Source organism: Paenibacillus sp. MT124 (genome assembly GCF_058792755.1).
This window is the reverse complement of the sequence record NZ_CM179500.1, coordinates 4,870,621-4,886,389: the sequence shown is the minus strand read 5'-3', so window position 1 is coordinate 4,886,389 and position 15,769 is coordinate 4,870,621. Positions and strand designations below refer to the sequence as shown.

The 15,769-nt window shown below is 50.6% G+C and carries 12 protein-coding genes; 9 read left to right on the top strand and 3 right to left on the bottom strand.

Annotated elements, in window-relative coordinates; translation table 11 throughout:
- Nucleotides 1–18: 18 nt before the first annotated feature.
- Complete coding sequence (locus AC3RCI_RS22060; protein WP_336780386.1) at nucleotides 19–435, bottom strand: hypothetical protein; 417 nt, start codon at nucleotides 433–435, stop codon at nucleotides 19–21.
- Nucleotides 436–736: 301 nt separating this feature from the next.
- Between AC3RCI_RS22060 and AC3RCI_RS22055 the strand changes: the two genes are divergently transcribed.
- The gene (locus tag AC3RCI_RS22055; RefSeq protein WP_492526420.1) at nucleotides 737–2,767 is read left to right on the top strand and encodes a methyl-accepting chemotaxis protein; all 2,031 of its coding nucleotides are present in this window, start codon (nucleotides 737–739) and stop codon (nucleotides 2,765–2,767) included.
- 161 nt (nucleotides 2,768–2,928) lie between these two features.
- Here AC3RCI_RS22055 and solA read toward each other — a convergent pair whose 3' ends face one another.
- Complete coding sequence (gene solA, locus AC3RCI_RS22050) at nucleotides 2,929–4,086, bottom strand: N-methyl-L-tryptophan oxidase (RefSeq protein ID WP_492529971.1); 1,158 nt, start codon at nucleotides 4,084–4,086, stop codon at nucleotides 2,929–2,931.
- Between the two features lie 218 nt (nucleotides 4,087–4,304).
- On the bottom strand, nucleotides 4,305–4,667 hold the full coding sequence (locus AC3RCI_RS22045) for an iron-sulfur cluster biosynthesis family protein (protein ID WP_095289646.1): 363 nt from the start codon (nucleotides 4,665–4,667) through the stop codon (nucleotides 4,305–4,307).
- 224 nt (nucleotides 4,668–4,891) lie between these two features.
- On the opposite strand from AC3RCI_RS22045, the gene AC3RCI_RS22040 reads away from it, so the two are divergent.
- The 8 genes from AC3RCI_RS22040 to AC3RCI_RS22005 all read left to right on the top strand — a co-directional run bounded on the left by AC3RCI_RS22040 (nucleotide 4,892) and on the right by AC3RCI_RS22005 (nucleotide 15,557).
- On the top strand, nucleotides 4,892–5,779 hold the full coding sequence (locus tag AC3RCI_RS22040) for a metallophosphoesterase family protein (protein ID WP_492526418.1): 888 nt from the start codon (nucleotides 4,892–4,894) through the stop codon (nucleotides 5,777–5,779).
- An 84-nt stretch (nucleotides 5,780–5,863) separates the two neighbouring features.
- Nucleotides 5,864–6,889, top strand: a complete 1,026-nt coding sequence (locus AC3RCI_RS22035) for a LacI family DNA-binding transcriptional regulator (RefSeq protein ID WP_492526416.1) — start codon at nucleotides 5,864–5,866, stop codon at nucleotides 6,887–6,889.
- Between the two features lie 184 nt (nucleotides 6,890–7,073).
- On the top strand, nucleotides 7,074–8,345 hold the full coding sequence (locus AC3RCI_RS22030; protein WP_336780390.1) for an ABC transporter substrate-binding protein: 1,272 nt from the start codon (nucleotides 7,074–7,076) through the stop codon (nucleotides 8,343–8,345).
- An 83-nt stretch (nucleotides 8,346–8,428) separates the two neighbouring features.
- Nucleotides 8,429–9,316, top strand: a complete 888-nt coding sequence (locus tag AC3RCI_RS22025; RefSeq protein WP_127538764.1) for a carbohydrate ABC transporter permease — start codon at nucleotides 8,429–8,431, stop codon at nucleotides 9,314–9,316.
- Nucleotides 9,309–10,154, top strand: coding sequence for a carbohydrate ABC transporter permease (locus tag AC3RCI_RS22020; protein WP_492526414.1), 846 nt, complete (start codon nucleotides 9,309–9,311; stop codon nucleotides 10,152–10,154). The genes AC3RCI_RS22025 and AC3RCI_RS22020 overlap by 8 nt, the downstream gene beginning before the upstream one ends.
- 82 nt (nucleotides 10,155–10,236) lie before the next feature.
- Nucleotides 10,237–11,733, top strand: coding sequence for a glycoside hydrolase family 30 protein (locus AC3RCI_RS22015; protein WP_492526413.1), 1,497 nt, complete (start codon nucleotides 10,237–10,239; stop codon nucleotides 11,731–11,733).
- A gap of 87 nt (nucleotides 11,734–11,820) precedes the next feature.
- Nucleotides 11,821–14,808 carry a beta-galactosidase gene (locus AC3RCI_RS22010; protein ID WP_492526411.1) on the top strand — a complete coding sequence of 996 codons (2,988 nt, stop codon included), beginning with the start codon at nucleotides 11,821–11,823 and terminating at the stop codon, nucleotides 14,806–14,808.
- Between the two features lie 191 nt (nucleotides 14,809–14,999).
- Nucleotides 15,000–15,557, top strand: a complete 558-nt coding sequence (locus AC3RCI_RS22005; RefSeq protein ID WP_492526410.1) for a GNAT family N-acetyltransferase — start codon at nucleotides 15,000–15,002, stop codon at nucleotides 15,555–15,557.
- Nucleotides 15,558–15,769: the final 212 nt, after the last annotated feature.

Sequence of the window (15,769 nt, the reverse complement as noted above, 5' to 3'; positions counted from 1 at the left end):
TCCATTCTACAACTAAATCTATACTTGCAAATCCCGCTTGGAATACTGCCGCACATGAGCCTCCTGCTTGAGATACATCTTGCTCGGCTTGTGGAGCAGGAGTACAAGCAGCATGAACAAATGCAGAACGACTAGAAAATTCTGAAGCAATCCGGCAGTGAACAAAAAGGTAAGACTCATGAAGGTCATGGTCAGTTTATATCTTCTTTTTGCAATGAATATCATGGTCAGAATCGGGGGGCCCAGGAACAGCAGGATGCGGGTTCCCGCACTCGTGAAGTAAGCAACCTGATCGGATAGCGGAAACGCGGCGTAATCTGCACTGTGGCGCAGCATATCGTAGATTACAAAGCCTGTGGCAATTCCCATATAGATCATCTGTACCCCAAGCAGTGAGCGTATAACGTTTAACATTGTGGGCATTTTTGTATTCAATTTCAGTTCTCTCCCTAATAAATATGTAGTTCTTTGATTATACGTAAGTGATGTCATATTTTGTATTAAACCAAAGTCTATATTTGCTAATCGGTTGCTCTCTCCTTTGTCCTAGAAAGATCCTGGGGAAAGGGCGTCAGAGGTACTGCATGAATATGAAAACATCAATGCAAATGTTCTATATCACTGAACAATTCACAGATACATACCGATATAAAGAAAATACATAAAAGTTGGACTACAACATGATGAAAATGGAAGGTGAAATGGATTGAAGTTATTCGGTAAGGTGAAGGGAAGCATGGCGAACATGTCCTTCAGGGTCAGGTTGCCGCTGATGATCAGTGTGCTGGTATGTATCGTTTTGGTAGTTACGGCGATCTTATGTTACAGGGTTGCAGAAAATATTACGCTGGACAAAAGCAAAGATGAGATTAAGGCGACTTCCGATCGGATCGGGGCGGGATTGTTCACTTCCCTTACTCTGGAGGAGCAGTCAACGTTTCTCATTACGACCCATCGTACATTTGAAGAATTGCTTCAGATACGGAATTCGGGAGAACAGAGCGATGATGCATTTTTCGCGGAAAACAGTGAACTGATTGACAAAGCGAGTGGCATATTGGCAGACAGTCTCGCAGGAATGGAGGGCAACAGCAATATTATCTTGCTGGACAAGGAAGGTATTATTGTTGCAGCGAATGATCCGACAGCCCTCAAGGGTGAACGTGCAGATCGTGATTATTTTAAGCAGGCCATTCAAGGGCGGAATGTCATCAGTGAAGGGATTATATCCAAAACGCTCGGAACGCTGGGTACAGCATTCGCCATGCCGATTTACAATGATGACAATCAAGTAGAAGGCGTGTTGGTATCTACTGCAACCACCTCGTTCTTCGTCGACCAGCTGCAGAACATCGAAATCAATGAAAATGGTAGTGTTATCATCCTGGACCGTGTAGGTACGGTGATGTTCCATTCGTCAGATGATACATTGGCAGGCCAGAAGATGGAGTCAGGGGAGTATCAGACATTGCTTGATCTGCCTTCAAGCGAGCAGCTGCAGCAAGGGGAAGTTAGCTCGGAAGAAAAAGTGGTATTCTACTCCAAAATTCCGCGCTCGGATTGGACGGTCATTGTGGAGGATTCGTACGAGGACGTGCGAAAGCCGCTTGTATCCATGGCGAACAAAATGTATATCGTGCTGTTTAGTGCCATTGCGGTTTCCATCGCAGCTGGAATTCTAATCTCGCTCATGGTAACGAGACCGATTACGAGATTGAACGCTTTGTTCAGACAGCTCGCAGGTGGAGATCTGACCGTTCAGGCAGAAGGAAAATACAGCGGGGAGTTCAAGGATCTGGCGGTCAGCTTCAACACGATGGCGGGTACCAACAGGCAGTTGATCTCCAGCATGAATAGCTCCATTGGTACGTTGAACACCAGTACAACCGAGCTGGATCAGTCCACGCAGCAGACTTCAGCATCCATTGCGGATACCACGACAACGGCAATGGAAATTTCGCGGGCCATGGAATCACAAGCAAGTGATACGGAATCCATCGTGGATAAATTTATGAACGTAGGAAGCAAGATTGCCAGTGTGAGCGAGAAATCGCAGGCAGTGAAACGTAAAGCCGATGAGATTACCGATGCATTTGAAAACAATCATGAGGTCGTCGATAAGCTAATTGCCGTGAACAATCAGAACGAGGCTGAAGTTGGAAATATCTCTAAAATTACGGTGCAGCTCGCCGAGAGTTCTTCGGGTATTCATCAGATTACAAGCACCATTGCCGAGATTGCGAATCAGACGAAGCTGCTTGCACTCAATGCTTCCATTGAGGCAGCCAGAGCAGGCGATCAGGGACGCGGCTTCGCCGTCGTTGCCTCGGAGATCCGTAAACTGGCAGAGCAGACAACCGCACAGTCGGAGGACATCAAGCGGATTGTGATGCAGACGATTGAACATGTCGAGCAGAACAACCGCAGCGTACAAGCCATTGAGGCCATTGCAGAACAGCATAAGAGCAGTGTTGGTCAAACGAAGGAAACCTTTACGTTTGTCACGCAAAATATGCATGAAATCATGGACCAGGTACAGGCCATTGCTTCCGAGATCGAATCCATAGAGCGTGACAAGGATGATGTCCTTGGGGCCGCACAGAACTTGTCTGCTTCCGGTGAGGAAGTATCAGCTTCAGTTGAGGAAGTGACCGCAACGATGCAGGAGCAAGCGGGGATGACAGAGCATTTGGCAGAGATGGTGCAGACCATTGATGAGCTGACCAAACGGCTTGCAGAGGAAGCGGCGAAGTTTAAAACGAATTGACCCAATGAATCAATCAAAATGAACTAAATAAAATGAAATAACCTATCTGCTTTAAGCAAGTATCACAAGAATCATTTTTTGATATTAAAAGTGTTCGTAAAGAAGACGTGCAAGGACGCCAAACGATAGAGATTGATGATGTCCCTGCACGTCTTTTGAATTTATAGGGATGATGAGATGCCGGTCTTGGCGAATCGGGACAGGGCAAACCGTCCAATATCCTGATCCGAATGTCCTGTCTGGACCAAATCGGACAGGATTTGGCCAATTGCGCTTGCGAATTTGAATCCGTGACCCGAGAATCCGCCTGCCAACCAAACATGCTCATGCAGCGGGTGACGATCAATAATAAAGTCCTCGTCAGGCGTCATTTCGTATTTGCATACACTGCCACGTTTCAATTGGCCTGCAGCCTGTGGCATGCGAAGCTCAAGCAGTCTCCGCAGTTCACCCTCGTCGGTTTCATCCGTTCCGAACGGTGTCTGTGCTTCTCCTGGCGTCCATGTAGGTCCTGTATCATGACGGCCAATCTTCACGCCGGCTCCGCCGATGCTGGGGAATCCGTAATAGATCCCTTCCCGTTCGGATATCGTGAAACCAGGGAAATGTTCTTCGCCGAACAATGCTTCCGGTGCATCGAACCATCCTACCGTTTTGCGAACGGCCCGGATCGGGAGATTCACAAACGGTTTCAATGTCTGAAACCAGGCACCTGCGCTGAGTATGAGCTTACTTGCGTGATACGTATCTCCTCCAGCGGTTTTTACGGATACGGACTGAGGTCCGCACTCGACATGTTCCACAGGAGTATGCGTCAGCAGCGTGGCTCCCGCTTGTTCTGCGGCTTGCCGATACGTCTGAATGCAGCGTTCACTGAACAGATAACCAGCATCCGGTTCGTACATGCCTTCATAATGTTCAGGTATGGTAATCCCTGACCAGCGCTTCATCACCTCATTTGCACGCAGCATCTCATACCGGACTCCGGCATCATCTGCATGAGTCAACCGGTCGCGAAACGTATGAAATTCTGGATCAACCAGGTTGATGACTCCTGAACGAACAAATAGATTATTACCCGTTATATCCTCCAGCTCCTGCCATAAATTCTGGGCAAGAAGCGCCATCGCGATGTAATCAGGTCCCCCGCTGTAAACATGGCGAATCAATCGCGACTCTCCATGATGGCTCCCTTCGGTATGTGGGGGATCAAAAGCATCAATCATCAGGGTTTTTAGCCCGTTTCGTGCCAGATAATAACCTGCACTCATCCCCATGGAGCCTGCTCCAACGATAATAACGTCATAGAATGTTGTGATAAGAGCTCCTCCTCTCGCGGATTGATTAGGCTTAATTAGCTTACATGATAATGTAGACGCGAAAGCGAGTTTGGTCAAGAGGCAGCTTGGAGGAGGAAGGTATTACAATAAAGGAAAATTCGATAAAGCATAGATATTCCATGCCTTCCATAACAAAAGCCGGTCGCTCCAATGGGAGTGCCGGCTTTTGCATATGTGGTTAAGCGTAGTAAAATAAATCAGCGGACGAACCAACTGAGCGGCTCGGGTGAAGAGTTGGCCGTATCCCGAAGATCATGGACCTTGACATGGCTGCCGTAGATCATGGAATCACTGGTCAGCCGGTAAGAAGGGAAGCTGTTCTCCGATTGCAGACGCAAGTTGGACTCGAAATATATCTGCTGCTGTTTGTTGATGAGAAAAGGGAGCGCACCGGATTCAATCGGAATGTCATCACTATCCGGTTCGTTAACGATCAAGAGGACTGCAGTGCCATCGCATCCGCATCCATCGGTGTCATAAAACAGCTTTAAATAGCCTGGCCGATCTCCCAGCATCGCGTTAAGTCTTGATTCTGCCAGCGGGCTGACCTGAATGATCATAACGTAAGTTCACACTCCTCTAATCACCATATGAATTCGCTTACAATCTAATATATGGGCGAGTGATGTAAAATAGAAGGAGTATCCATGCAAAATCAAGGAAAAATGAAGATGAATTTGCTCCATGTACAAGCTTGGAAGTCATACATAAATCCTAATAGCAGTTTAGAGGACTTCTATACAAAAACACGGACATTTTTCGTCAGCGAAGGAGGCAAATTTGCATGAAAATCTTGAAGCTGAACGACCAGCCGATCGAACCGTATGATTACCTGAATGCCATCCCCGGGGGAGAGGTCGCAGAGGCACAGCTGCCCATATATCATGGTACGGTTTCCGGGCTGCCGGAGGGTATAGATGCACTTATTGTGGCTTCGGATCTGCAGGGCATTGTGCCTGTGCCCCGGATGGAAACGCACACGATGACAGCCGATGCAGCGGCTGAATCCGACATGGATGCATTGCTCGGTGTGATGCTGCCCGCTCATGTACGACTGCTGCTGGAGGTGGAATGGCCGGAGGTTGATCCGGATCGTGTGGGAGTGTTATTGTGCGGAGACCTGTATGCCCGGCGCGGCAAAAGGGGAGCAAGCGGCAATCCGGTTCCCGTCTGGCTTGCCTTCCGGGAAGCCTTCGGCTGGGTTGCCGGCGTGGACGGCAACCATGATCTCACCGATGAAGCAGGCGCTCATCGGCTGCACAGCGGCAAGGGCATCCACTATATGGATGTCCCAGCCGTCATTAACGCAGGCCCGCCACCAGGTGGCCCTGCATCGCATGCTGCCGCCCAGTCACAGCTGCTGCGCATCGCTGGCCTGGGCGGCATTATCGGCAGGCCGGACAAGCCGAACCGGCTGCCGGAGAAGCACTACCTGCAATCCCTGAACAAGCTGCTGAAGCAGCAGCCGGATTGCTTGCTGCTGCACCAGAGCCCGGGCATTCCCGAGCTTGGGCTCAAGGGCGAACCGCTGATCCGGCAGGCCCTGGAGGCCGGGCCGGAGACGGTCGTCTTTTGCGGACATACCCACTGGGATACGTCCCTTGTGCAGCTGAACAACGGTACGCAGATCGTGAATGCCGACAGCAAGCTGTTTATTTTGACACGAGGTTGATGCATCAGCGTGAAACCCATTACATCGCTCATCCTTATCTGGTATGATAAGCAGGAAAATTAGAGACAAAGGAAGGTTCCACTTATGACACCGATCACCATTTATGACATCGCGAAAGAAGCGAACGTATCTGTTGCGACCGTCTCCCGAGTGCTCAACGATACGGCACCCGTGCGGGCAAGCACGAGGGAGAAGATCATGTCGATTATCGAGAAGCACCAGTTCCAGCCCAATGCGCAGGCACGAAGCCTGATCAAGAAAGAGACGGGCACGATTGCCATCATCCTTCCGGACATTACCAATCCGTTCTTCCCGGAAGTATTCTGGGGTGCCGAGAATGAGGCACGCGGCTTGGGATACACGTTCTTTCTGTGCAATACGGCGGGGGATTACAACCGGGAGTCCGAGTATCTGTCCATTTTGCGCGAAAAGCGGGTGGATGGCATTATTTTCCTCGGGGGAAGAATCAACATGCAGCATTGTCCGGACGACATGGCTCAGGAATTGATCGACATGGGCAAACGCATGCCGATTGTATTGGTCAATGGCAATATTCCCAAAGGAGGTTTCCACCGGGTTTACACGGATGAAGCGGCAGGAGCTGTACTCGCTGCGGAACATTTGCTGGAACTGGGACATCGGGATATCGCTTTTGTAGGCGGATTGAGAGAACTGTCCACAACAATGGTCAAGGTCAAGGCCGTGCAGAAAAAACTGCGGGAGCATGGACTCGAAATTCCGAAAGAACGCCAGCTGCTCGGCAGTTTCTCCATCGATGACGGCAAACGGGAGATGTCCAAGCTGCTGGAGCAGGACAATCCACCGACAGGCGTCATCTGTGTGAATGATTACACCGCCATTGGTGCGATCAAGGCAACGATTGAACATGGTCTGTCCATTCCGCAGGATATTTCCATCGTGGGATTCGATGATACGCCGCTGGCCAGTGCGGTTATTCCGGAACTGACGACCGTGTCACAGAATACGTATCAGCTTGGCAAGCTGGCGGTGGATAAGCTGCACGAGCTGATTAATCAGGGACAAGCGAAGAAGCAAACCGTGCTGCAGCCGGAGCTGATCATCCGTCAGAGCACCGGTCCTGCCAAGTGATAAAGGGACGGACATCTGGAAAAGAAAGCGTTGACATTCCCTCGAAAGGTGAAATATAATGAGTCCGTAAATGAAACCCCTTTCATGAAGTGGAATGGGTTTTAGTTTTAAGCTTTATGAAACCCATTTCATGAAACGGGTTTCAGTGTGGTCATCCATTCATTATTTCGAGGGGGCGTACCGTATGAGAAGAAGTTTAAAGGTCATTTCGTTATTGATGTTGGTTATGGTTGTGGTTCTGACAGCTTGCAGCAGCGGAGACGGCGGCGATTCAGCTGGCGGGGCCGGAGGCAAGGTTGATCTGAGCATGACGATCTGGGGTTCGGAGGATGAGAAGAAGATTTACCAGGAGAGACTCGACATTGTGAAACAGACCTATCCCGATATTAACGTGAAGCTTAACGTGGTTGCAGGGGATTATGACCAAAAGGTACAGACCATGATCGCCGGGGGAACTGCGCCCGACATCATGATGATTGCCGAGAATTATCAGGCGTACGCCTCCAAAAATCAGATCATTCCGCTGGATGAGATGATCCAGGCGAACAATGTCAACATGTCAGAGCGATACTCCGATGACATCGCGAACCTCATGAAATACGACGGCAAGCAGTTCGGCATGCCGGACCGCGCAGGCGCGATGGTACTCTTTTATAACAAGGATCTGTTCGACAAGGCCGGGGTGGAATACCCAACCAAGGACTGGACCCAGGAAGACCTGCTCGAAGCAGCCAAGAAGCTGACGGTACAGGAGAACGGCAAGACGGTTCAATGGGGGTACTACCCGGGAAGCTGGTGGCCGCAGTGGATGCAGCTGATCTACCAGAACGGCGGGTCGTTGTTCGACGAGAGCGGCAAGCCAACCTTCAACACGGAACCGGTGCGTAATGCGCTGCAATTCATGAATGACCTGATCTTCACGCACGGTGCTGGACCGACGCCGACGGAGATTGCCGATATGGGCAATATCGGTGCAGACCCGCTGTTCGCTCAGGGCAAAATCGCGATGGAAACAACCGGCTTCTGGAACATCGGTTCACTGGCTAAGGTGGAAGGCATCAACTGGGACATCTCCCCGGTATGGGGTGAGACGAACGCATTCTTCAACGGCTTCACCATCACGAATGCATCGAAACACAAGGAGGAAGCATTCAAGATTATTGAAGCACTGACGACACCTGAGGCACAGATGCCGATGATCAAGGCAGGGCAGGATGCACCGGCTACGAAGGCGGGACTGTCCAGCGATGAATTCCTGAATGCCGAATATGGCGGCAAGAAGATCAACATGGCTGCGTTCAGCGAATCGACGATTTATGCAGAACCATTCAACCCGCAATGGAACGAAATGATGAAACTGATCAATGACAAGCTTGGCGTCTACTTCAACAACAAGGCTTCACTGGATGATACGGTAACCGAAATTCAGAGTGGGCTGGAACGACTCTACAAATAGCATGGACAGGGGGACAGATGGAGCGCAGCACATGAACTTGTGCGGATCTCCATCTGCTCTCTACGTCATGGGGAGGGCTTAACGTGAGAAAAAAAGACGGGAAATGGTTTTATCTCTTCATCTCGCCTTGGCTGATCGGTTTCCTGGGGCTTACCCTGGGTCCGATCCTGTTTTCCATCTATATGAGCTTCACCAACTGGGATCTGTTCCAGACCCCGGAATTTATCGGGTTCGACAACTACAAAACGCTGCTCACCGATGATCCACTGTTCTGGAAGTCCGTGGGCAATACGTTCTTCTATGCCTTGATATCCATTCCACTGGGCATGTCGATTTCCCTCTGGATCGCCTATTATCTGAATAAAAAAATCAAGGGTATTACCTTTTTTCGCATCTTGTTCTATCTGCCGTCAGTCGTACCGGTCGTAGCAAGCTCGCTGCTCTTCATTCATTTGCTGGCACCGACCGAAGGGTTGATTAACAAGGCTCTGTCCATCTTCGGCATTCCGGGTCCAGCCTGGCTGCTCGATCCGAACTGGGTCAAACCTGCATTGATTCTCATGTCCCTCTGGGGCGTTGGGGGTGGCGTGGTACTGCTGCTGGCGGGTATGAAGGGTATTCCCCAGGAGCTGTACGAGGCTGCTGCCATTGACGGAGCGAAGAGCACACAGTCCTTCTTCCATATTACCTTTCCGATGCTCACGCCCGTCATATTCTTCAATCTGGTTACTGGGATGATCGGGGCACTGCAGACGTTCGCACAGGTGTTCATTGTTACAGCGGGCGGCCCTGACAATGCGAGCCAGATGGTCGTTCCCTACCTGTTCCAGAATGCATTCCAGTTTTACAAAATGGGCTACGCCTCAGCCATAGCCTGGGTGCTGTTCATTATCATCATGGCACTCACCCTGGTTGTGTTCCGTTCATCGGCACTATGGGTGCACTACGAGGAGGGAAAAGCGAATGAGTAATCCATCCACTGTGGAGAAAACGATATCCTACATATTTCTGATTCTGGTCGGGGTGCTGCTTGCTTCGCCCTTCCTGTACATGATCTCGATCGCACTGGCGAGTGACGCAACCACGGTGAAGTCAGCCTTTACATTTGTGCCGCTGGAGTTTCAATGGTCGAACTTCTACACGATCTTCACCAACAACAACCTGGGCACCTATTTGAAAAATTCAATCATCATCACCATATTCACCATCGTGGGCTCGGTCCTGTCGGCTTCCATCGTTTCTTACGGCTTCGCTCGCATCAAGGCCAAAGGCAGTCGGTTTCTGTTTATCGTCCTCCTAAGCACAATGATGATTCCGGGTGAGGTCACCATGGTGCCGCAGTTCATCATCTTCCGTCATCTGGACTGGATCAATACATTTTATCCGCTCATCGTACCGAGCTTCTTCGCAGGAGCGTTCAACGTATTCCTGATCCGTCAGTTCGTGATGAGTATTCCGAAATCACTGGATGAAGCCGCGATGATCGATGGTATGGGACATCCGGGTATCTACTGGAAGATCATCATGCCGCTGACGTACCCCATCCTGGCGGCCATCGCCATTTTCTCGTTTTCCTATAACTGGGGGAACTTCATGGGGCCGCTCATCTATATCAATGATCCGGAGAAAATGCCGCTCGCGCTTGGCGTTCAGCTCCTGACTACCGTTGGCGGCGGGCAGATGCCTCCTTGGAACCTGGTCATGATTGCTTCCTTGTTCTTAACCATTCCGATGGTACTGGTCTATCTGTTCGGACAGCGTTATGTCTATGAAGCCAACATTAGCGGGGGCAGCAGCGGAATCAAGTAACGGGAGGTACGTACAATGATTGAACCTGTCGTGAAAATCAGTGGATGTCATGTTCATGCATGGAGAAGGAATTGGGTGAACCATGGCGGATAACAAACAGCGCAGCAGCCGCAACAGGAGCTATACCCTGATCGGTATGGCCCTGATTTTGCTTCTGGCGGGAGGAGGAATCATCGTGAATCAATTTGCCAATGAAAAATCCAAGATGCTCGCATTTGAGGGTGAGCCGGTACGTCTGCAACTGGAACAGTCCTATGACCATTTTGAAGGATGGGGCACGTCGCTTGCATGGTGGGCCAACGATCTGGGGGGGTGGAAGGATCAGTCGAAGGTCGATGAAGTCATGGATCTGGTCTTTGATGCAGAAAAGGGATTGGGACTGAACATCGTCCGTTACAATATCGGCGGAGAAGAAAACCCGGAAATGAAGGCGCTTCGCCCTGGCGGTGATGTTCCCGGCTTCCAGCCTGAACCGGGCGTGTGGGATTGGGAGGCGGATGCAGGGCAGCGGTCGGTATTGCAGGGCTCCCTGGAACGCGGAGTTAACATCGCTGAGGCATTCTCCAACTCACCACCGTATTGGATGACAATCAGTGGATCGGTAACGGGTGCTGTAGACGGCGGCAATAATCTGCGTGAGGATCAGTATGACGCCTTTGCCGATTATTTGACCGAAGTGGTGAAGCATTACCGGGATGAGTGGGGCATTACGTTCCGGACGCTTGATCCCCTGAATGAACCTTCCTCGGACTGGTGGAAAAAAGGCAACATGCAGGAAGGCAGTCACTTCAGCAACGACAAGCAGGCCGAGATCATCAAGAAGGTGGCTGCATCGCTGAAGAGTAAGGGACTGGATGGTACGGTTATCAGTGCTGCGGACGACAACAGTATTGATGAAACCGTACACAACTTCAGCATCTATGATCAGGATACGCTGGATGTGATCGCGCAGATCAACACCCATTCTTATAATGGAAGCAAAATGGAGGAACTGCGCACGCTGGCCGAGCGGCACGGCAAGAAATTGTGGATGTCCGAGTATGGCACGGGAGGCAGTGAACCTCATCATCACGAAGATATGACATCCGTGCAGGAACTGGCGGAGCGGATCATGTTTGATCTGAAAATCATGCAGCCTTCTGCTTGGGTCTACTGGCAGGCGGTTGAAGATGAAGGTGCGAATAATAACTGGGGATTCATCCATGCCAATTTTAACGGGGATGAGCAGTTTGAGATGACCAAACAGTATTACGGCATGGCCCAGTTCACCAAGTACATTCGTCCGGGTACGCAGATTATACCGACTGATGATGGACGTACGCTGGCCGCCTATGACGCAGAGCGTCAGAGATTGGTGCTGGTTATCCGCAATGAACTGTCTGCCGGGAAAAAGGCGTTTGATTTACAGTCTTTTGATATTGGGAATTCATCTACGGCACAGGTGTACCAGACCTCACCGGATCGGAATATGGATCAGCTTGAGGACATTCCGGTGTATGCCAATGGAGTGGAAGTGCCTGTGGCGGACAATTCCGTGACCACCGTCGTTCTGGAAGGTGTAACGTTGAAGGCGGAATAGTAGATCGAACAGACGCAGACCCATTCGGTGGATTAGGAATAGACGAATGACATATGAACTCAAACATTTAAGAAGGAGGGGAACGCATTGAAAGAGAAACGATCCCTTTTGCTTCATGAGCAGGAGAAGATTACAGAACCTGGGGCTGACAACCGTGTTACTTCGGAATGGAGTTATGACCGGCATAGCTTCATGTGGAATGGACAACGCGTATTTTTGAACAGTGCAACGATTCATTACTTCCGGATGCCGAGGGCAGAGTGGCGTGAGGTATTAGTTAAGGCCAAACTGGCCGGCATGAACTGTATCGATACGTACTTTGCCTGGAACGTACATGAACCCGAGGAAGGACAATGGAATTTCGAAGGAGATCGTGACTGTGGAGCTTTCCTGGATCTGTGTGCCGAACTGGGTATGTGGGTCATTGCACGTCCAGGCCCGTTCATCTGTGCAGAATGGGATTTTGGCGGATTTCCGTACTGGCTGGAAACGAAGCCAAACGTGAAATTCCGTGAAAACAACGAAACCTATCTGCACTATGTGGACCTGTACTTCGACCGGATTATACTGGTCATCCGTGAGCGCCAGGTATCCACTGGAGGCAGTGTCATTCTTGTCCAGGTGGAGAACGAATACGGGTATCTGATGGATGACGCCGCAGCAAGCGACCATATGATCCGCCTCCGGGATGGATTGCTGCGGCGGGGTATCGAAGTTCCGCTCATTACCTGTGTAGGGGGTGCAGAGGGGACCATCGAAGGGGCCAACTTCTGGTCAGGTGCTGACGGGCATTATGCGAAGCTGCGTGAGAAACAGCCGGATACGCCGAAGATGGTCACGGAATTTTGGACCGGCTGGTTCGAGAACTGGGGCGGGCCATCTGCCATTCAGAAAACGGCGCCATTACTGGAAAAGCGGCTGATGGAAGTTCTCCGTGCCGGGTACACCGGGATCAGCCATTATATGTTCTATGGAGGGACCAACTTTGGCGGATATGGCGGAAGAACCGTGGGCAGCAGCGATATATTCATGGTCACTTCGTATGACTACGATGCACCGCTGAATGAATACGGGCGTGTGACGCCGAAGTACGCGGTGACCAAGAAGTGGTCCTATTTCGTGAATGCGTTCGGAGCGTTTCTCATGGAATCTGAAGAGATCCTGGAAGTAGAGATTAGCCCGCGCTATCCCAAAGGGATCTCTATACGAGGACGGCGTTCTGGCGACCAGACGGTCTGGTTCCTGGAGAGTCACCTGGATGAACGGCAGACGCTGCCCATTACGCTGGAGGAAGGACGGACCCTTCCTGTTGCTTTGGACCCTGGGCAGATCGTTCCGGTTTTTGACCGAATTCGGATTGCAGATGATGTTTTCCTGACTGGTGGTGTGTGGATTACAGGTAACGAAATGGTGAATGGTGAACGAACGTTGTTCATTGTGGGAGATACGGGACAGCGTTCGGTTGTGGAACTGGAAGCTCCGTCCCTGCGAGTGATAAGCAGCAGCATGCAGCTGCTCCTGGATCACGATCCGGAAAGTGATGTCCGGCGCCTGGATTTGTTCCATTTCCGTGAACCCGGGACGATTCGTCTGGAGGCTGGCGGTGTCCCGCTCCGCATCATTGTACTGGACAGTGAAGCGATGGACAGAACCTGGAGAATTGAAGGCGCGGATCAGGAACAACTGCGTTATGTGATTGGGTTGGATGATGTTGACATTCTGCCATCCGGGCAGGTCAAGGGCATGATCTCCGATCCGGACCGGTCCATGATGCTGCTCGGTGGCTGGCCCTGTGGTGAACAGATGTTGACTGGACGCGAGTTCATCCAACCGGATGTCGCAGTGGAGTCCGGTCGTGCGGAGGATACGAAGAATTACCATGAGACGAAGGGCAATCACCATCATCAGCTGCCAGTGCTGCCGATGCCTCCAAGGTTGTCTGAATCCCCAGACGTATCACGTATAAAGTTGGAAGCAGCGGCGCAATCACCAAGCGGTCAGCCGGAACACTTCGCTGAGTACAGGCAGGATTACGGATATCTGCTCTATGAATGCGACTTCCATAGTGAGGAAGGAGGTACGCGCAATCTCATTCTGCCGAATCTTCAGGATACGGCCAGAGTGTACGTAGGTGGCGTGGAACAGGCGCTGGTAAGACAGGTTGGTGCGGCAGCTATCCCGGTGAGGACTGTGAAAGGAACGAACAGGCTCCAGATCCTGATCCAGCACATGGGAAGGCTCAATTTCTCCCCACATCTGGGAGAGAGCAAAGGATTGGCAGGCCCTGTATATCTTGGCGGCACCGTACAGGATATCCGGCGGGACTGGCAGGCAGCAAGTGGAATTGTTCATCTGGATGAAGTGAATCATCTGGAGGAACATCCACTTCTCAGCCGGAGTATCATGCTGGATGGCATGGACCGTGCTATTCTCGTTGGAGCGGTAAGCAAAGGGCTGCGAATCAATGGCATTGATGTACCGCTCGAAGGATATCAGGACTGGTTTTCATTCCATACGGTGGATCTGTCACTCTATTTGAAACCAGGTGAAGTCAACACACTGGAGATGCCTTACAGCAGCAGCCCTCTGAACCGATTAGAGCTTATTCTGTACCGAAATGCAGATGAGCTGACAGATTGGCGCATGGCTGGCAACGAAGCACTGCTTCCTAAGCAGTGGGAAACGCTCGGTACATTCAATGGATCGGCTGATCCGATGGAAACCAATGATGACGTTCAGTATAGTGGCAATCGTATGGCCAGTCCGCTGATTGATCGTTCCTATGGCCAGCCGGTGTGGTACCGTTGGAAGTTCTCGCGGTCTGATGTACCGGAACATTACCAAGTGAATCTGATGGTTCGGCTGACTGGAATGAGCAAGGGAACACTCCATCTGAACGGACATCATCTGGGCCGATATTGGCAGATTGGTCCGCAGGAAGATTACAAGGTTCCTGTTTCCTGGCTCCAGGACGAGAATGAACTGCTCGTATTTGACGAGGAAGGTTGTGCACCTGATCGAATACGACTTCTATTTGATAAGCCGTCCCAATACCCATGGGTTGTAATCGAATAACCATCAAGTGTGAATAGGCACGGTTAAACGTGTGCAGTAGGACTCCTTTTTGAACAGTACGGTGATTGTTTTTTTATCATCTGCTGTGCAATAAAGGGGTCTTTTTTTCATGATTTTGGTACAATGGATAGGAAACATATGGATATGGATAAATAGAGTTTGATGACAGTTTGGCTTAAAGGAGACGATCCATGAATACCCCGTTTGTGTTTGACGAATTCCCTGTGCTTAAGACCGACCGCTTCAACCTGCGAGCCGCTGCTGAACAGGATGTCTTGGATGTTCTGGCGTTGTATTCCAATGAGACGGTTGTGGAATTCATGCCGTTTACGCCTTTTGAGAGTGTGAACGATGCGATGGATGAGATCGGTTGGTATACGAAGATTTTCAGAGAGCAGTCCGGTCTGCGCTGGATGATTGAAGATGTGGAATCGGGTAAGGTGGTGGGGACCTGTGGGTTCCTCAATAGAGAAGAAGTACATAACCGTGCAGAGATCGGATACGATTTGCATCCCGAGTATTGGGGGAAGGGCGTCATGACTGAGGTAGCACGTGCCGTACTGCATTTTGGCTTCATGAACATGCAACTGAACAAGATTGAAGCGAGAGTGGAACCGAAGAATGTGGCCTCGATCGGGCTGCTGCATAAGCTTGGTTTTCAACAGGAAGGTCTGCTGCGGCAGCATGAGTTTGAAAAGGGACGGTACATCGATCTTGCGGTGTTCTCCAAGTTAAAGAGCGAGGTATAGGAAACACAACTTGGAAGGATTCAAATAGTCTAAAGGCCGCGCCTCTTCGCGGCCGAACGAAGACCGGACCATGTTCCGGTCTTTTTTCGTTTTTTTGGGAACCCTGCATGAACGGTGCATTATCCATATCAGACGGGGAGATCGTCCATGGAAGGATGGAAGGGCCTTGGATATAATCAAAAGTTACTACATTAACAACAAGGAGGAATCGT